Origin of the sequence: Pontibacter qinzhouensis (assembly GCF_008017455.1) — a bacterium.
Taxonomy (GTDB): Bacteria; Bacteroidota; Bacteroidia; order Cytophagales; family Hymenobacteraceae; genus Pontibacter; species Pontibacter qinzhouensis.
In genome coordinates this window covers 1-17,593 of the sequence record NZ_VRTY01000047.1, presented here as the reverse complement: position 1 = coordinate 17,593, position 17,593 = coordinate 1, and the positions used below count along the sequence as shown (strand labels likewise).

The following is a 17,593-nucleotide window of genomic DNA, read 5'->3' as shown; positions in this document are numbered from 1 at the left end:
CCTGTATCTCATCGGTGCCTGGTTCAGTGGCTTATAGCCGAAGCAGGAGCTTTTTACTACCATAAAACAATACACGTAACGCACGAAATGTAAAACAAGTACACGCATGCACCAGGTTAAATCAATACCTCAAACAAAAGTCTTCGCGCCAGCCGCAAAGGCATCCTTCACCGAAAAGAAGTATGTGCTCACGCTCATCTTTGTTGTATCGCTATTTATGCTCTGGGGCGTTGCCATTACCATGGGCGATGTGCTGAACAAGCACTTCCAGAACATACTGGCAGTTTCTAAGGCAGAGTCTGGTCTGGTGCAGTTTTCTATTTTTGGGGCTTATGCTATTATGGGCATTCCGGCCGGTATGTTCATGAAAAAATATGGATACAAAAATGGCGTGTTGCTGGGCCTGTTGCTGTATGCCTGCGGTGCCTTTTTGTTTATACCAGCGGCCAATGCTGCCTCGTTCGGGTTCTTCAGGTTTGCGCTGTTTGTGCTTGCCTGCGGCCTGGCAACCCTGGAGGCCGTGGCGCACCCCTTTGTTGCCGCACTCGGCGATGAGCGCACCAGCGACCAACGCATTAATTTTGCGCAGTCGTTTAACGGGCTGGGTGCCGTGGTAGGGCCTTTGCTGGGAGGTTACTTTTTGCTGAGTGCCGGCGCTGAGGCAGGTAACGAAACAAGTGTGGAGTCTGTTAAAATTCTTTACATGCTTATTGGTATGGTCATAGCGGCTATAGGCATTGCGTTTGCCTTTGTAAAAGTGCCGGTTTTGGCGCAGAGCCATGCCATCGCCACCGATGCCTACGAAGTAGCCGTGGAGCCGGAGCAGCTAAAAGCCCCCAAAAAACTGTTTGAGCACAAGCACTTTGTATGGGCCGTAATAACACAGGTTTTTAACGTGGCGGCGCAAGGCGGCACCTGGGCCTACTTTATAAACTATGGCGTAGAAAAAATAGGTTTAACCGACGAAACTGCCGCCTACTATTTCGCGCTAAGCATGGTCCTGATGATGCTGGGTCGCTTCGCCGGCACGTTCATGATCCGGTTTATTGCGCCAAACAAACTACTGGCCACCTACGCGCTCATCAATATTGTACTGTGTGTGTTCATTGCCCAAAGCTGGGGCTGGCCATCTTTTGTAGCCCTGCTCATGCTGAACTTCTTTTTCAGTATTATGTACCCAACCGTATATAGCCTCGGCTTAAAAGGCCTGGGGGCGCATACGCAGCAAGCCTCTTCTTTTATTGTGATGGGTATGTTTGGTGGTGCCGTTTTCCCGACCATTATGGGCTTTGTGGCTAACTACGATGTAGCCTACGCTTATTACCTGCCTATTGTGTGCTACGCCATGGTGTTCTTGTATGGTGCCAGGCTCTATAAAGTAAAGCCGTAGTAAGAAACCGGAACTGGTACTGCTCCCGAAGCCCATGCACGTAACGAACATCTGTCTGTTTAGAAAGCATTTTCAAATTATGCTAATAAAAATGCCCTTCCAAAGCCATTTTGTTTAAAATCGGCTAAGGGTAAACAAGGGTAGATGTAACTGGCATGTGCTTCAGGAGCGGTTCACTTACTGTTCAGGCGGCTTAGAACTTGTACGGGAGCAGCAATCGGTTCTTTTAAGTTGCATTTTAACTTCTGCATTCCCTCTCAACATATAGCTGCCATGGTGCACGCCAGGCTATAGGCATATTTGGTACTGTCTTACACCAGATCCTGACACAGTTTCTGGTATCCGGAATTATTTAAGAACATTTTCTGATGAAAGCATTTTACACCATTTTGCTTATAGGCCTGCTGTTGCCTTTAAGTTTCGGTGCCAGCCTGGGCCAGCCGGTGGTAACAAATAAAAATTTCTCGCTGGGTTCTACCGGCAGAGTGGGAGCAGGGTTCTCGCCTTCGGTGCCGGGCAACATGGGCCGGTCGCTGAACCTGCTCGGGCATGGCTCACTGGGTGGCAGGCTAGAACAAGGCGACTACATAGACCTGCTGCCTGCCCTGCACTTTAACCAGGTAAATTCCAGCGCCGATACCACAGCCATCGTTTTTCAGGCCAGAATTGGTATGTACGCCCTGGGCGGACAGTACCTGGGTAACGTGAGCACCCGCTCCACCGATGGCCTGACCATTGCCCTGCCAGAAGCTTTTGTGGAAGCCCGCAACATAGTAGGCAGCCAGTGGAGCGTGTGGGCAGGTGCCCGCTACATGCGCTACGACGATGTGCATATAACCGACTATTTTTATTTCGATGACCACAGCTCGCAGGGCTTCGGCATAAAAAGAAAAAACTCAGACTTTTCGATGTTGTTTCCGGCTGCCATAGATGCTGCTTCCACGAGTCCGCCATACTACTATGTTAACATGATAGATGGTGCAGAGGTGGCAGCCATGCGGCAACGAACCATTGCCATAGGCGAGCATACCATTCCGCTCATCAAAAACGGAGCCTCTGTAAAACTGCTTGGCGAGTACCACTACATGCCTGCCTCCGATGTTAATGCTCCTGATTATCATCCTGCTGATAAAGGTTGGGTAATAGGGGCAAAGCATAACACAGCGTTGCCTACTCGCAAGCCGGGCTCGTTTAACCAGTTTGCGGTGCGTTACGGCACCGGCATCGCCAATGGCGGCGACAATGGCGTTACCTTAACCTGGGCTACATTTGGTGCACCGGCCTTTGAGACCAAAAAATATACCGATGCCTATTCTGTAACGCTGGTGGAGCATATAATGCTGAACCTCTCGGACCGGCTAAGCCTGAACGGGTATGGCGTGTTTACCAAAAGCAAAGGTGGTGCCGCCACCAATGGGCAGGCTCCCGACTACAAAGGCAACCTCACCTTTAACCGTAAAACCGACCTTGCGACAGGGCTGCGCAGTGTGCTGTACCTAACAAATTGGCTCCACCTGCTGAACGAGGCGCATTATACGGTGCGGCAGGATGGCGACCAGGCAGCAGCCACCATGCTTAAATTTACCATAGCACCCACCATCGTGCCTACTGCCCAGCGCGATCCCTGGGCCAGGCCGCACATCCGGTTTATGTTTTCGGCTGCTACATACAACCAGTTTGCACAGCAAAATATGTACTCGCCTTTTCTGCAACAGGCCGGAGGCAAAGCATGGGGCACCTACATGGGCGTGCGCAGCGAGTGGTGGATTTTCTGAGGCAAAAGCAGCAACCCTTGGCCTCTTTCACCCAAAAAAGCTTTTGAAGGGCAAATTCATTAGCAGAATTTAAAGCTGAAGTTAAGCATTACTTTGCTGGCCCAGTAGCAGTGGCTCGTAGTACAAAATCCCAGTTCTTGGGTTGCGTGCCTTTGCAGGTTTCCGGGGCCGCGAGCGCTAAGACTTTTCCTATAGAACAAAATAGCTTGCGGGCACCGGATGAGACTCCTGCTATAGATTTAGACTCTACATCATGACGCCTCCTGAATGTAAGGTGCATACCATCAGTAACTAAAATTCAAAGCATTACCTATTAAACCTAACAACTAAAAACCATCTGCCAACATGCTAAAATTTGGAGCTTCTATACTATCCTGGATTCCTGCCTGGTCGCCGGAAGCAGGACTTTATGCCATTAAGAAAACAGCCAGTTGCGGCTTCGACCTGCTGGAAATATCGTTGCCAGCTACCATGGATTTCGATGCTAAAACGGTTAAACAACAATTGCGAACGCATGGCATAGAAGGGCGCTGTTCTTTTATTCTTCCGAAAGAGTACCACCTGCTGCACCACCCCAGAGCTGCTGTAAACCTCCTGAAAACAGCCATCGATAAAGTAGAGGCCATGAACGGAACCTACCTGGGGGGCGTGCTTTATGCAGCTATCGGAACTTTTACCGGTAATCCTTGTACGGCGGCAGAGAAAGCCATTTTGCAGGATGCTATTTTTCAGGTAGCAGCTTATGCGCAACCACGGGGCATCACCTTGGGCCTAGAACCCATAAACCGCTACGAAACCTATGTCTTTACTTCTGCTGCAGAAGTGCTCCATACAATAGAAGAACTAGATGCTGAGAACCTGGGACTTATGCTCGATACCTTCCACATGAACATAGAGGAAACCAGTTTTTACGAGCCAGTGGTAGCAGCAGCCGGCAAGCTCCAATACATCCACATGACGGAGAGCGACCGTGGCATGCTTGGCGAAGGAAATGTGCACTGGGACGATCTTTTTAAAGGACTAGCTGCCATTTCTTATGCTGGTCCGCTGGTGCTCGAAAACTTTTCTTCGCACATAAAAGAGTTGGTGGGGCCAACATCGCTCTGGCGCCCATCTGCTTACGACCCTGAAACTTTAGCCAAAGGTAGTCTGAGTTTTATGCAGGCAAAATCTGAGGAGTACGGCCTGCTGACGCACCAAAAACAGTTAGTGACTGAAGTTGCAACTTAATGCTAACAGCAGACTTTTGTATTTCCAGTGAAACCAAACACGGTTACTTTCAGAGTAGCGGAGGCTTTGGGTACCAACTCCTTTCTTAGGCAGTACAGCTCTCTCTCTAGTTTCCAGTGCCAAAGGCAGTCAGAGCGAGAGCAAGGTCAGGAAAAAGGCAGCAGGTTAAGGAACAACTCTTAGCTAACCTGGTGCTCCTCCAGTTTATGCCCCCGCAAAAGAGCTTCAAAGCAGCCGGAGGCCGCGGAATAATCGTCGCGAGCGAGGACGCTCGCGCCAGCATAATTTTAGATTTCTAATTTTAATTTGGCGAAGCACTAGCCTAACTTATTTTGCTGAAAGCTGCTGGCCTTTAGGCTGTTGCTAAAAGATGCTTAACCTTCCGTTCTGTTTTATGGTTTAAGGAAAACCGTTAGACTTAAAAATGAAGTTTGCATGAGCAACGAATGGACAAACTGGTCTGGAAGTGTCAGGTTCTCGCCTGAGGAAATAGCAGCGCCTGCCAGCGAAAGAGGTGTGGTAGAGCTGGTACAGCAGGCAATCGCACAAAGGAAAGGCATCAGGATAGTAGGGGCAGGCCACTCGTCGGTGCCGCTTGTGCAGACAAACCATGTGCTGGTGTCGCAGCATAAGCTTAAAGGAGCAGTTGGGCACGACCCTGCGAGCCACCGCGTTAACATGTTGCCCGGTACCAGCATTTCGGAGGCCGGTGAGGAGCTTATAAAGCTGAAGCTGAGCATGCATAATACCGGTGATGTAGACATGCAGTACCTGGCTGGCGCTTTTGGCACAGGCACTCATGGCTCTGGCCGTACTTTGCAGAACCTGTCGAGCATGCTGGTGGGGTGTAAACTGGTAGACGGTACCGGAGAACTGAGATCATTTTCGCTGGAGGAGCACCCCGACATAATGCGAGCAGCAAAGGTCTCGCTTGGTGCGTTGGGCTTCTTCACGGAACTTACCATTCAGGCCGAACCTGCAGTTCTGTATGCACGCAAAGAGTATTGCTCCCACATAGATGTGAGCCTGGAACACCTCGAGGAGCTAATAGACAGCAACCGCATGTTCGACATGTACTGGTACCCCCGCAGCGACCGAACTAAGCTCAGGACCTGCAACCAGCTGGGCGAGGGGATGGATGATATTCCGTTTGCCGAGAAGGCAGAGCAAAGCAAAGGCTGGCTCTACGAGATACTGCCACAGTTCCGCGACCTTAAATACGAAGAGATGGAATATATAATTCCGCTGGAGGCAGGGCCGGAGTGTTTCAGAGAAATCCGGAAGCGCATTAAAGAGAAGCACCGCCAGTATGTTGGCTGGCGCGTTTTGTACCGGACCATAGCTGCCGACGATGTGTACCTCAGTCCCTTCTATAACCAGGAGTCCGTTACAATAGCTGTGCTGCAGAACAATGAGTTGGAGTATAAAAAGTACTTCGACGATATAGAGCCCATCTTCAGGGCCTACGGAGGCAGGCCGCATTGGGGTAAAAAACATAGTCTTGCCGCCAGAGACTTTCAGGAGCTATACCCGGAGTGGGAAAAATTCCTGAAAATCAGACAACAATTTGATCCGGAAGGCATTTTCCTGAACGACTATCTAAAGAAAATTTTTGGCCTATGAAAAGCAAAACGTACGGAAAAAAGAGCTGGGCCTTTGCCGGTGGTTGCATTCCGGTAGACAGTACGGGTAAAGAACCCGATTACGTGAGCCAGGAGGTGCTCTCTATTTTAAACACCACGCCCGAAGAAGCACTGGTTCAACTTACCTTTTTCTACACCGACAAAGAGCCAGTAGGTGGTTACGAAATAAAAGTAGCGCCGCAACGCATCAGAATGTTCAGCATAAACGACTTAATAGACCCGCAGGCGGTGCCGCTGGGCGTGCCTTACGGAGGTGTGTTAGAAAGTAATGTGCCGGTGGTGGTGCAGCTTACGAGGCAGCATACCGGGCAAAGTGCTCTGGCATTAATGGGAATAACCGTTTACCAAGCCGATGGAAATAGCTGAGTTTGCCACGAACATGTCTACGCTCACGGTTTTGTCGGCCATGATCACACCTGTGGTGCTGATTCTGGCAACAGGGCAACTTATATTAACCACCTCGCAACGGCTGGCACGGAGCATAGAGCGGGCACGTAAAATCTCCGATCAGTTCGAAGAATTAATTTCAAAAGAAGCCAGCCAGGTAAATCAGGAGCGAAAAGAGCTGCTTTACAAGTTGCTGTACCGGGCAGCCAACCGATCTCGTAAACTGCAGCAGACTATTAGCCTGCTCTACGTTGCACTTTCGGTTTTTGTGGCTACCAGTGTCACCATCGGGTTGCTGGAGGTGCTGGGCTACCGGGCGCTGTGGGTGCCGGTGGCGCTGGGGCTGTTCGGCACCGTTTTCCTGTTCTATGCCACCATTCTCCTGGTAGCCGAAACACGCGTGGCCCTGGGCGCTGTAGACCTCGAAATGAATTACCTGATCAGAAATTACAGCCGGGAGATGCTTACCAGTTCATCTAAAAAAGAAAGCAGGATCAGTTGAGCCTTTTGCAGCGACCTTTCCACGAAACTGCTTTACCAGCTTCGTGTTGCGTTAAATTTGCCGCATAAGTTTTCTTACAGATAGAACTTATAAAAACCTTTAATTTCTTCTGCACTTAAATTATTCGATTGCATAACATATGTAGCGGTATCTATATAGGATTAGTTAGTTTTTACGAGGCATCAGAGCTGGCTATCGAACAAATCCCAGTCCTTGGCCTGAAGCGCCTCACATATTTCCGGTGCCGCAGGCAGCCCGTAGGGCAGGAAAGATGTGAGGCGCTTCAGGCCAAGGACGAGGCCTAGCGGCCGTGAGCGTTAAGACTTCCACCATACAACAAAATAGCATAAGGGCGCCGGATCGAGTTTTAGCTAAGCATAATGGAACCTGATCTATTAAAGTATTATAATATAGTTACCCCAAAATTTGTTATGCACTTAAATTATTCGAATGAAAATAGCCTCCGGAAGGTTTTTCAGCAGGATATCGCCAAGGGCTTACCCTTGGCACAAAAACCCGTGAAATCTGTTGGAAGGGCTTTTTGATTCGAATAATTTGCTTTTAAGACCGCCAGGTTTCTTTCCTGCAGATAAAAACCTGAACTTTGGCACCGGCACCTGCTGCCGGAAGTGTGAGAGCAGCAGGGCCGGATTCAGAAAAAAATCCTGAGAGCCTTTCAGCTTCAGGCAAAAGCAGGTGCTGAACCGCTATAATTATAAAATCACATTTACCACCTAACAGCAACAGACCACATGTTTTCGAAGGGAGTAAGGTACATGCTGTTGTCTACGCTCTTCTTTTCGCTGATGAATGTTTGCGTAAAGTCGTTGGCTCATATTCCGGCGGCAGAGGTTATTCTGTTTCGCTCTATTGTGTCGTTGGTTATGAGCTACACTGTTTTGCGGAAGGCTGGTGTGCCGGTGCTGGGCACCAACTACAGGTGGCTTATAGCGCGTGGAACTGCCGGAGCCATTGCCTTGCTGCTGTTCTTCAATACCTTGCAAAATATACCGCTGGCCACTGCGGCTACCGTACAATACATGTCGCCTATTTTTACGGCTATTCTCGGCATTTTTATGGTGAAGGAGCGGGTACGGCTATGGCAGTGGTTTTTCTTCCTGGTGTCGTTTGCCGGCATACTTGTTATAAACGGCGTAGAGGTAAATGTAGATGGCCTTTACCTCTGGCTGGGTGTGCTGAGTGCGGTATTTTCGGGGCTGGCCTATACCATCATCCGGAAAATAAACACACAGGAGCACCCGCTCGTCATCATGTTTTATTTCCCGCTGGTTTCTATTCCGGTGGTAGGCGTTTATTGCCTGTTTACGTGGGTTAACCCTGTCGGCTGGGATTGGGCGCTGCTGTTGCTGGTGGGCATACTCACGCAACTCGGCCAGTATTACATGACCATGTCGTACCAGGCCGAAGAAATCTCGAAGGTGGCAAACTTAAACTACATCGGTATTATTTATGCGCTCCTGCTTGGCTATGTGCTTTTCGATGAGCAATTTAGCCTGCTTACCTACTGGGGCATGGCACTGGTGCTGCTGGGCGTCATTCTAAACATCCGCTACAAAAATCGTCTGGTCAAAGCAGAGAGAGCACGCACAAAAGAGGTTTAGTGCTACTGCCACCTAAAACCCGGAGCGGGGCCAGGCAACGCAGCAGCAGCTATTACTCCTGCTGCTCCCGCCACAGTTTTGCACGATTATGCTTTAAGAAGTATGCATGCCCATTCTTCAATTTTTCAAATAAAAACCCCCTTCAAAAAAGATTTAGCCATTTTACTGTCAAGGGTGAAATGGCCTGGTCAAATGCATTTTCAGTAGATGTTAGTTAAAAGTTGCTGATTTTATTTAACAGCTTTACAAAGTGTATCCTCTAAAAACTTAAATAGATTATATTTAATCTATCTATAAGCTTCTGACGTACATGCTAAGGTAGATCTACTGCGACACAACTTATCTGATTTAATACAAATCATAAAAATCGTGAATCATGCTAAGAGTGTCGTATTTTTCAGGGCAATGCAATTTCTGACTCCGATAAGCGAAGACGCAGTTATTAATTGCTGGCAAACCCGGTACTCATGTGCCTATTTCCCAGGAAGGACTTCCATACACACCTGTACCATATAAACACTAAAGCCATGGTTAACAAAATTTTATCCTACCTGTACAAGTTTCGGCGCGATGGGCAGTTCCATGACCTGACCCCACTCATAAACGAAAACCGCAACGACCTCTCAGAGGTTGAAGTAGACGACATGGCCCTGGACGGTCTGATAGAGACACACCACGAGTCTGCCTTCGAGGAGCCACACATTTCTGGCGAAGACAAACCTTTCCTGGCCCGCATAACCGACAAAGGTATTTTTTACCTGGAGGGCGACCAGAAATTTCTATCTATTATTGAAGCCATTGAGCACCAGCGCCTGCTCCATTTTGCTTACACTCATACCAATGGCAGGCACGAAGACATTCTGCTGGCTCCATACATCTATGGCCGCGACTCCGAAGACCGGCCCGTGGTGTGGGGACAGCTGCCTAATGCCGATAACGAGCACCACCGTTTCCTGCTGGAGCATGCCGTTATCGCCGACAGCCCTCTCGATACTTTTGAAGTAGACCACAACATGAAACTGAGCCAGCCACGGGATATAGAGGTAATAGCGCAGGTAGCTTACGGCCCGGTTAAGTACTAAAAAGTAATTGTTGTGGCTTGTAACCATTTGTTAGGTAAGGCTGGCAGTATGCCGAGCTTAGCCTAACAAATGGTTATTTGTTTTTTAAGGGTGCTGCAGTGATTGTTTTTGGTTAAAAGCCTTCAAAATAACCATTAGTAACTGACTTTTGTCACCTGTTGCCAGGGTGTGCTGTCATTTTTGGTGCAGCTGCTAGCAGGTAGTTTTGCAGGAGTACAAACCACATACCTCAAACCTCATGAACTATGTAACTGGGCAGGAAGCCGTAAAAAAGATAAAATCCGGAGATCGTGTTTTTGTGCAGGGAGGGGCTGCCACACCACATCACTTGCTGCAGAAAATGGTGGAGCGGGCAGATGAGCTGCGCGATGTGGAACTGGTAAGCGCAAGTTTGCACGGCGAGGCCAATTTTACCGAGAAACAATACCAGGACAGCTTTTTTATGAATTCTCTCTTTGTATCGAAAAGCGTGCGTGGGGCTGTAAACAGTGGGCAGGGCGACTATGTGCCTATGTTCCTGAGCGAGATTCCGTTGCTGTTCCGGAGAGGTGTTATGCCCATCGATGTGGCGCTGGTGCAGGTGTCGTCTCCTGATAAGCATGGCTTCTGCTCCCTGGGCACAGCCATCGATATTTCGAATACGGCCATGCAATGTGCGCGCTACGTTATTGCGCAGGTGAACCCGCGTTTGCCCCGCACCCACGGCGATGGCATTATTCATGTAAGTAAAATCGATGCCCTGGTACACCACCAGCAGGAGCTACCCGAAATTGAAAGAGGCCTTATATCGGAAGTGGCTACGCTGATTGGCCAGAACTGCGCTACTTTGGTAGAAGACGGAGCCACCTTGCAAACCGGTATCGGCCAGATTCCGGATGCTACGCTGGCCAGCCTTGCGAACCACAAAGAACTGGGCCTGCACACCGAAATGTTCTCTGATGGCGTGATAGACCTGGTGGAAAAAGGGGTGATTACAAATCAGCATAAAAAAAGCTACAGAGGCAAAATCGTAACTGGCTTTGTAATTGGTTCGCGCAAACTCTACGACTTCGTAGACGATAACCCAACCGTTGAATTCAAGAACATCGATTATGTTAACGATACTGCCATCATCAGGACCAACCCCAAAGTAACAGCCATCAACAGTGCCATCGAGATAGACCTGACCGGCCAGGTGTGCGCCGACTCTATTGGTACCTATCAATATTCAGGGGTAGGCGGCCAGATGGATTTTATCAGGGGAGCCGCTTTGTCAGAAGGCGGAAAACCCATTATTGCCTTGCCTTCTGTTACCAGCAAAGGCATTTCGCGCATCACACCTTTTCTGAACCAGGGTGCCAGTGTGGTAACCACCCGTGCCCACGCGCATTATATCGTTACCGAATATGGCATTGCTTTTTTGTGGGGAAAAAACCTGCGGCAGCGTGCCGAGGCACTCATTCAGATAGCGCACCCCGACCACCGGGAGGCGCTGGAGTGGGCAGCTTTTGAACGCTTTAATAAGAATAGCCGTAGTTTGCAGGGAGTTTAGTTCGATTTTTTTGTATAGTTGGTAGTGAAGGGCAGCCGAAAGTCTGCCCTTGCTATGCCAGATTGGCTGAACAAGAACATACATGATCGGCAACTGGCATCTTCTGTAAAGCAGATGTATGCCTTGCTCTTTTTCAGAACATCCACCAAAAACCTTCCGCACATGAAAGTTATTTTCTTTAGCTCAAAAGCCTACGACAAGCAATTTTTTAAGGAAGCCAACAACCCGTATGGGTTCGATCTTCGTTTTCTGGAGGTGCCGCTTACCCCTGCCACTGCCGTACTAGCCAAAGGGCACGATGTAGTCTGCGTTTTCGTGAACGACACCGTGAGCGCCGACATACTGCAGGAACTGGCTGCACAAGGTGTTAAGCTGATTGCCTTACGCTGCGCCGGTTTCAATAACGTAGACCTGAAAGCAGCTGCAGCTTTAGGTATAAAGGTGGTGCGCGTACCTGCTTACTCACCTTATTCGGTGGCCGAGCACACCATGGCGCTTATCTTAACTCTGAACCGTAAAACGCACCGCGCCTACAACCGGGTAAAAGAAGGCAACTTTGCGCTGAACGGCCTGATGGGGTTCGACCTGTTCGGCAAAACCGCAGGGCTGATAGGCTTAGGTAAAATAGGTTTGTGCACCGCTCGTATTCTCAAAGGCTTCGGTTGCCGGGTACTAGGTTACGACGTAGCCGAAACCCCTGAGATGCAAGAGATCGGAATTGAGTTTACCGACCTGGATACTCTTTATAAAGAATCGGATATTATATCGCTGCACTGCCCGCTTACGCCACAAACCCACCACATTATAAACAAAACGGCCATAAACAAAATGAAGAAAGGAGTGATGCTGATAAACACCAGCCGTGGAGCACTGGTAGATACCAAGGCTGTGATAGTAGGCTTAAAAAACGAACAGATCAGCTACCTGGGCCTGGATGTGTACGAAGAGGAGGCGCACCTGTTTTTTGAAGATTTGTCGAACAAAGTTATTCAGGATGATGTGTTTATGCGCCTGCTCTCTTTTAACAATGTGCTTATAACCGGACACCAAGCGTTTTTTACCAGCAATGCCCTTCAAAGTATAGCCGAAGTAACGCTACAGAACATTGTAGCCTATGCACAGCAGGAGGAGCTGCAAAACGAGGTGAAGTAGATACAAAAACACCGGTAGCAAGCCACCAGATGACAGGCAAATTCCTTATGCTGCTGCCTTAGGTCTCTGCCTGTCATCAAAATCTGTAACCAAACCTTTAACTGCGGATGCAACAACTAAAACGGCCTGCCGGCAAAGCAAATTATTCTAATAGATTCAGCCTTCCGAAGCATTTTAGCCTGTTTATATCCAAGGGTACCGATAAGTTATTCTTTGTTTGTGCAAGCATCTAAATCTTAGGTTAGTGCATCTAAAAGCCTTTGCTATCGTGTTTAACCCTTGGCATGGATTGCCTCTTTTTTCTTCCGGAGTGTAATTTTATTCAAATAATTTGCGGCAAGGCTAAAATGCCTGCTCCAGGTATAGTTTAAAACCACACCTGGAAGTAGTCTTCCTCAGAATACGCAGATTTATTAGGCCAAGGCTTTCTACGTTTTTTTGAACAGCGATACAACTTATCTGAACTTGTGCCACCTTCTATACAAATTTTGAAAATCGGGTGGCGTGGTACGTTTTTCTTTTTGCGCAAGGTATTTAAATTACTAATTTTTGATTTGAAGAAGCCCGAAGAAGGGTGCAGCAGTGTGCCTTGTCTTCAGAAGCCAATGTTCCTATGATCTACTTCCTGTCGTTTTTACCGGTTGCTATTCTTATTGTGGTGTCGTTGTTGAAAGGAGTGCGGGAGGCGGTGTTGGTGGGGCTGGTGGTAACAAGTGCGCTCTTCTTTTACTGGGGAGCCACGCTTCCGCATTTTGCAGGTGTTATCAGTATATCGCTGCTCATGAGCCTGAACATCTTAATGATCGTTTTCGGCGCGCTTTTCCTGTACAATATTATGAATGGCACCGGCATGATCAGGCAAATAAGTCAGTCGCTCGATGAGCTGCATCCGGCAAAGGAAGTCCGGTTTTTTCTGCTGGCCATTTGCCTCACCGCTTTTTTTGAGGGAGTTGCCGGGTTCGGCACGCCCGGTGCCATCGTGCCGCTTATCTTAATAGCCTTGGGTTTTAATGCCTTGCTGGCTGTGGCCGTGGTGCTGCTCTTCGATAGCATGTTTTCTATGTTCGGAGCAGTAGGTACGCCCATTCTTACCGGTTTGCAATTGCCTCTGCAGCTGGAGTGGCCACAAGTGCAGCAGATTGGCCTGGTGGCTGCCATAACCGCCGTGGTGGCAATGAGTACGGTCTTTTATTTTATCTTCAGGATGTTTGCGAGGCTGCACGCGCCCCTGGAGTACAAAGGCAAGGTGCTGGCCATGTTCTCGTTTTTTGCGTTGCCGTTTTGTGTTTTCAGTTACTGGGTGCCAGACCTGGCTACCGTGCTGGCTGCTTTGGTCATGCTGGTGCTTTCGGTGCTGTATTTGCGGCAGGGGCAAACCAAAATCGATTTTAAACCCTGGCTGGCATATGCGCTACTGGCGGTGCTGCTACTGCTGCCGAAGGTGCTTACGCCGCTGCGGCACCTGCTGGGCTGGGAACTGGCTTTTACCGATCTGTTTGGTACAAACCTGAAGGCCGGTATAAAGTTGCTGCAATCGCCGCTAATTCCGTTCGTGTTGGTAGGGGTAGGGGTGGGCATGCTGCGTAAAACAGAGTCGTGGTACCTGGCCGAAGGCTTGAAAAAGTTGCTGCAGGTGCTGGTGGTGCTGTTTCCGTCTATTGCCGTGGCGCAACTCATGATTCACTCCGGCGTGGTACAACCCTCTATGGTAAATAATATGGCCCAGACCTTAAGTGCCATGGGCGGAGCTTACGTTATTTTTTCACCCTTCTTAGGAATTATCGGGGTCTTTATAACGGGTAGTACCACCATCTCGAATGTTGTGTTCGGTGCCTCACAGCTCGAAACGGCACAGGCGTTGCAGATGCAGCCAACCGTGATTTTGGCCATGCAGCTGTTCGGGGCATCCATGGGAAATGGCATCTGTCTGTTCAACATTATTGCGGCAGCCTCTGTTGCTAACCTTAAAAACTATAAAGACATTCTGTCTATAAACATGATGCCTACGGTGGTGGCTGGCCTGGTGGCAGGTGGGGTTGGCTGGCTTTTGCTGTACCTGGCCGTTTAGCAATAACAGTGTGTTCCATTTTCGGATATAAGGATTTTAAACCTTCAGAAAGCAGCAGGGTAGATTTTTACTTTCTTTAGAATTATAAAGAGTAAACGCTGAATGGGGTGATATGGACCTGCGGTATGATTTTTTTACCGGCTCATGCTGCCGAAAATGATGTTCGTCAGTTATTGCCTTGATGGTAGTCATAGTAGCGGAAGGGTGGCAAGCTTAAATTAGTGTGCTGGTGGCGCACCGCCCCCGATCGTTCAGCTAAACAGGCCCTGCTATGAAGAATATTCTCGTACCCACCGATTTTTCAGCTATTGCCCACAACGCCTTTCTGTATGCCCTTGAGGTGGCACAGCAGCAGGGCGCGCAAATTACGCTGGTCCATGTGTTTCATTATCCTATTTTGTCGCCTATACCGCACCAGCAGCAAGTGGCCATAGCTATGCTGGAGCACAAAATGCTGCGGAAACTGGAAGGATTCGCCAACGACACCTGGCAAAAATTCTCTGCCTCTAAAAAAAGAGCTAATACAAAATCAGGGGGTACTTCGGCTTCGGTTAAGCCGGTGACTATAACTCCTGTGTGCCGGTTTGGCTTAACAGTTCCAGAAATACTTCAGGTTATCCAGGAGTACAAAACAGATTTCGTGGTAATGGGAATGCGGGGAACAGGCTTGCTGGAGCAGGCATTTCTGGGAAGCACCACCTTGCAACTCATTCAGCAGAGCCACCTGCCGGTAATGGCCATTCCGGCCGATCAGGTTTTCAGTGGCCTAAAATCGATTGTTTTTGCAGTAGACCTGGCCCGTTTCCCAACAAAGCAGATGCTAAGGCCGCTGCAGCACTTACTGGCTGCTTTTAAGTGCCAGCTGCATGTGCTGCATGTGTATAGGAGCCATATTCAGAAGGAAGAACGTGAAAAAGCGTTTGCTGCCCTTAACAATGTGGAGCGCTACTTCCATAACCTGCCCTACAAGCTTTTCTTTAAAGAGAAAGAAGATGTAGCCGAAGGCATTTTGCAGTATGTTGCCACCGAACAGGCCGATTTACTGGTACTGTCGCCATCGCAGCACTCGTTCCTAGACAGGCTGCTGAACAAAAGCGTGACCGGAAAAGTAGCTGCCCAGGCTTCTGTTCCTTTACTGGCACTACCTGGCAAAGCAGCTCCGGCTTTTGATAGTACCAAAACAACAAAGGTACTTCAGGAGGTTGCCTGAGCATGTTGCTCAGCAGACTGCTTTTCTGAAGAGTCCACCACAGCCTTAGCTTAAAATCATGTTTTTGCTTGTGAAGCTGAGAGGTTAGGCGATGGAGAGGATTTGGGCTGACAATTTGCCCATAATGGTATTGTAGAGGTTAATCGGAACAAATAGTCCTTCGGGGTGTGCTAGTACGCCGGCTTCCTGTATAAAATGTTCAGCAAGCGGCCCTGTTACCTTAACGTACGTTTCGTTCGGTTCGGCATAATTCCATGTAATCATACTATTTAAATTTAATGTAAAGTGCTTATTTACAGATATGTATACTGTTTGTATGGTGTTAAGTTACAGGCAGTAACGCGTGTTAGCACCCATAGGAGTAGCCGGAACAGCATTAATTATTCACTTATGTGTAAGGCGTGTAGCGGTTGCTGTAGGTAGTAAGTAGGATCTGGTAAAGCAGCAATATGTCATTTAGATGTAGCTATTGTCGTTTTAGTGGCGCTTTTCTTTCCCATCAAAAAAATAATACAGCAGCTACAGCTATTTTTAAAAGGCTGATTTTGTGTACAGACCATGTTTATAGGCCGGAGGTTTATCAGTAGAAAATATTTTCAAAATCATGAAATCTGATACGGATGACGACACAGCATATCAGGAATCAAAAATTGAATTATCCATTTTAACAGGCTTATGATTAAATCTTGTGTCCTTTACCAGAGAGCAACGAAACTTCGGATTCCAAAAAGTTAAGTCGCAGGTTATAGGTACTGTAGGCTTTTATTTTATTCCTGAAAAATAATTGGCAACTTAGGTTGTAAATAATTACCTGCAGGCGCCAGATCGGCGGTTGTAGTTTTTGGGTTATAAAATATCTAAAATGAAAACATTGTATGTTCAGGTGCTGGCTTTGCTTCTGTTTGGGTCTGGTATGCTACAGTCTTGCCAGAAAGAGGAACAGGGAAAAGAAGTAGGGCAGGAGGCAATTCTGGTTTTCTCTAAAACCGCCGGGTTTCGCCACGAATCAATTGAAGCCGGAATTGATGCCATACAAGCCCTGGCCCAGGAGCATCAGGTAAAGGTTACAGCCACTGAAAATGCAGCTTATTTTGTTTCTGATTCGCTTAAGCACTACAAAGCAGTTGTTTTTTTGAACACGACCGGTGATGTTTTGGATCCTGCCCAACAAACGGCCTTTGAGCAATACATACTCGATACTTCTATTGAAAATGAAAACATCAAACTTTGACTTACAGAGCTTTGTGCCGCCTCTTAAATCAAGAATCATAATTTATATACAAGGTGTCACAAATCTAGGTAAGTTGTGTTCGAAAAACTGGCACAACAACTTCAGCAACAAATAACTAAATAAACTAAAAAGCCTTTAAACGCCCTATGTCCGCACCAACAGCTTCTGAACGAACTTACCTTGCCCTAGGCGATTCTTATACAATAGGCGAGGGTGTACCTGAAGCGGACCGGTGGGGAGTATTGTTAGCCGAATTGCTACGGGAACATGGTGTGTCGGTGGCTACCCCTTCTACTATTGCCCGCACCGGCTGGACCACCTCCGAACTTTCGCAAGCCGTTACAGAAGCCAACCTACAGCAGAAGTATGACATGGTGTCGCTGCTAATCGGAGTAAACAATCAATATCGGGGGCAGCCTGTGGAGCGTTTCCGTGTAGAATTCGAGCAGTTGCTCAACACGGCTATTGCAATTGCTAATCAGGAGGCTGAGCATGTGCTGGTGCTATCCATTCCTGATTGGGGAATTACGCCTTTTGCTGCAGGTCGTGATCGTGCCCGCATTGCTGCCGAAATAGATGCATTTAATCAGGAGGCGCAAGCAGCCTGCCATCGAGCCGGAATAACTTTTATCCTTATTACGCCGCTTACCCGTGCCCACGGCTCCGACAAAGAGTTCCTGGCAGCAGATGGCCTGCACTACGCTCGCAAAATGCACCTGGAGTGGGCCAGATTAGCCTTACCCGCGGCTCTGGAAATTTTAAGGTAGAAA

General features: G+C 48.3%; 15 protein-coding genes. 14 read left to right on the top strand and 1 reads right to left on the bottom strand.

All coding sequences use genetic code 11. The annotated features are described in order from the left end of the window. Positions 1-106: 106 nt before the first annotated feature. The 12 genes from fucP (at position 107) to FVR03_RS13205 (ending at position 15,592) form a co-directional block, all read left to right on the top strand. Positions 107-1,390, top strand: a complete 1,284-nt coding sequence (gene fucP / locus FVR03_RS13260; protein ID WP_147922237.1) for an L-fucose:H+ symporter permease — start codon at positions 107-109, stop codon at positions 1,388-1,390. Positions 1,391-1,758: 368 nt separating this feature from the next. Further along, entirely contained in the window at positions 1,759-3,165 is a 1,407-nt protein-coding gene (locus FVR03_RS13255) for a carbohydrate porin (protein ID WP_147922236.1), read from the top strand. 345 nt (positions 3,166-3,510) lie between these two features. Beyond that, positions 3,511-4,395, top strand: coding sequence for a sugar phosphate isomerase/epimerase family protein (locus FVR03_RS13250; RefSeq protein WP_147922235.1), 885 nt, complete (start codon positions 3,511-3,513; stop codon positions 4,393-4,395). A 435-nt stretch (positions 4,396-4,830) separates the two neighbouring features. Next, positions 4,831-6,018 (top strand): D-arabinono-1,4-lactone oxidase, encoded by a 1,188-nt coding sequence (locus FVR03_RS13245; RefSeq protein ID WP_147922234.1) that lies wholly within the window; start codon positions 4,831-4,833, stop codon positions 6,016-6,018. Continuing rightward, positions 6,015-6,404, top strand: coding sequence for a sensory rhodopsin transducer (locus FVR03_RS13240; RefSeq protein WP_147922233.1), 390 nt, complete (start codon positions 6,015-6,017; stop codon positions 6,402-6,404). Before FVR03_RS13245 ends, FVR03_RS13240 begins: the two co-directional genes overlap by 4 nt. Continuing rightward, positions 6,391-6,927 carry a DUF2721 domain-containing protein gene (locus FVR03_RS13235; protein ID WP_147922232.1) on the top strand — a complete coding sequence of 179 codons (537 nt, stop codon included), beginning with the start codon at positions 6,391-6,393 and terminating at the stop codon, positions 6,925-6,927. Before FVR03_RS13240 ends, FVR03_RS13235 begins: the two co-directional genes overlap by 14 nt. Before the next feature lie 752 nt (positions 6,928-7,679). Beyond that, entirely contained in the window at positions 7,680-8,549 is an 870-nt protein-coding gene (locus tag FVR03_RS13230; RefSeq protein WP_255474211.1) for a DMT family transporter, read from the top strand. A 527-nt stretch (positions 8,550-9,076) separates the two neighbouring features. Further along, entirely contained in the window at positions 9,077-9,631 is a 555-nt protein-coding gene (locus tag FVR03_RS13225; protein ID WP_147922231.1) for a hypothetical protein, read from the top strand. A 238-nt stretch (positions 9,632-9,869) separates the two neighbouring features. Beyond that, entirely contained in the window at positions 9,870-11,162 is a 1,293-nt protein-coding gene (locus FVR03_RS13220; protein WP_147922230.1) for an acetyl-CoA hydrolase/transferase family protein, read from the top strand. A 54-nt stretch (positions 11,163-11,216) separates the two neighbouring features. Continuing rightward, positions 11,217-12,314: a 2-hydroxyacid dehydrogenase gene (locus FVR03_RS13215; protein WP_439651046.1), complete on the top strand. Its 1,098-nt coding sequence runs from the start codon at positions 11,217-11,219 to the stop codon at positions 12,312-12,314. 613 nt (positions 12,315-12,927) lie between these two features. Next, the gene (locus FVR03_RS13210) at positions 12,928-14,382 is read left to right on the top strand and encodes an L-lactate permease (protein WP_147922229.1); all 1,455 of its coding nucleotides are present in this window, start codon (positions 12,928-12,930) and stop codon (positions 14,380-14,382) included. A gap of 271 nt (positions 14,383-14,653) precedes the next feature. After that, positions 14,654-15,592 carry a universal stress protein gene (locus tag FVR03_RS13205; RefSeq protein WP_147922228.1) on the top strand — a complete coding sequence of 313 codons (939 nt, stop codon included), beginning with the start codon at positions 14,654-14,656 and terminating at the stop codon, positions 15,590-15,592. A gap of 84 nt (positions 15,593-15,676) precedes the next feature. Here FVR03_RS13205 and FVR03_RS13200 read toward each other — a convergent pair whose 3' ends face one another. Continuing rightward, entirely contained in the window at positions 15,677-15,856 is a 180-nt protein-coding gene (locus tag FVR03_RS13200) for a hypothetical protein (protein WP_147922227.1), read from the bottom strand. A 598-nt stretch (positions 15,857-16,454) separates the two neighbouring features. Here FVR03_RS13200 and FVR03_RS13195 point away from each other — a divergent pair. Both FVR03_RS13195 and FVR03_RS13190 read left to right on the top strand, forming a co-directional pair. Continuing rightward, positions 16,455-16,823 (top strand): ThuA domain-containing protein, encoded by a 369-nt coding sequence (locus FVR03_RS13195; RefSeq protein WP_147922226.1) that lies wholly within the window; start codon positions 16,455-16,457, stop codon positions 16,821-16,823. A gap of 146 nt (positions 16,824-16,969) precedes the next feature. Further along, on the top strand, positions 16,970-17,590 hold the full coding sequence (locus tag FVR03_RS13190; protein WP_147922225.1) for an SGNH/GDSL hydrolase family protein: 621 nt from the start codon (positions 16,970-16,972) through the stop codon (positions 17,588-17,590). Positions 17,591-17,593 lie beyond the last annotated feature (3 nt).

Excerpts from the sequence above, each read along its gene's own strand:
- fucP (WP_147922237.1), top strand. The coding sequence starts at position 107 with ATGCACCAGGTTAAATCAATACCTCAAACAAAAGTCTTCGCGCCAGCC.
- FVR03_RS13200 (WP_147922227.1), bottom strand. The coding sequence starts at position 15,856 with ATGATTACATGGAATTATGCCGAACCGAACGAAACGTACGTTAAGGTA.
- FVR03_RS13235 (WP_147922232.1), top strand. The coding sequence starts at position 6,391 with ATGGAAATAGCTGAGTTTGCCACGAACATGTCTACGCTCACGGTTTTG.
- FVR03_RS13195 (WP_147922226.1), top strand. The coding sequence starts at position 16,455 with ATGAAAACATTGTATGTTCAGGTGCTGGCTTTGCTTCTGTTTGGGTCT.
- FVR03_RS13190 (WP_147922225.1), top strand. The coding sequence starts at position 16,970 with ATGTCCGCACCAACAGCTTCTGAACGAACTTACCTTGCCCTAGGCGAT.
- FVR03_RS13205 (WP_147922228.1), top strand. The coding sequence starts at position 14,654 with ATGAAGAATATTCTCGTACCCACCGATTTTTCAGCTATTGCCCACAAC.
- FVR03_RS13230 (WP_255474211.1), top strand. The coding sequence starts at position 7,680 with ATGTTTTCGAAGGGAGTAAGGTACATGCTGTTGTCTACGCTCTTCTTT.
- FVR03_RS13220 (WP_147922230.1), top strand. The coding sequence starts at position 9,870 with ATGAACTATGTAACTGGGCAGGAAGCCGTAAAAAAGATAAAATCCGGA.
- FVR03_RS13245 (WP_147922234.1), top strand. The coding sequence starts at position 4,831 with ATGAGCAACGAATGGACAAACTGGTCTGGAAGTGTCAGGTTCTCGCCT.
- FVR03_RS13225 (WP_147922231.1), top strand. The coding sequence starts at position 9,077 with ATGGTTAACAAAATTTTATCCTACCTGTACAAGTTTCGGCGCGATGGG.
- FVR03_RS13255 (WP_147922236.1), top strand. The coding sequence starts at position 1,759 with ATGAAAGCATTTTACACCATTTTGCTTATAGGCCTGCTGTTGCCTTTA.
- FVR03_RS13240 (WP_147922233.1), top strand. The coding sequence starts at position 6,015 with ATGAAAAGCAAAACGTACGGAAAAAAGAGCTGGGCCTTTGCCGGTGGT.
- FVR03_RS13250 (WP_147922235.1), top strand. The coding sequence starts at position 3,511 with ATGCTAAAATTTGGAGCTTCTATACTATCCTGGATTCCTGCCTGGTCG.
- FVR03_RS13210 (WP_147922229.1), top strand. The coding sequence starts at position 12,928 with ATGATCTACTTCCTGTCGTTTTTACCGGTTGCTATTCTTATTGTGGTG.
- FVR03_RS13215 (WP_439651046.1), top strand. The coding sequence starts at position 11,217 with ATGCCAGATTGGCTGAACAAGAACATACATGATCGGCAACTGGCATCT.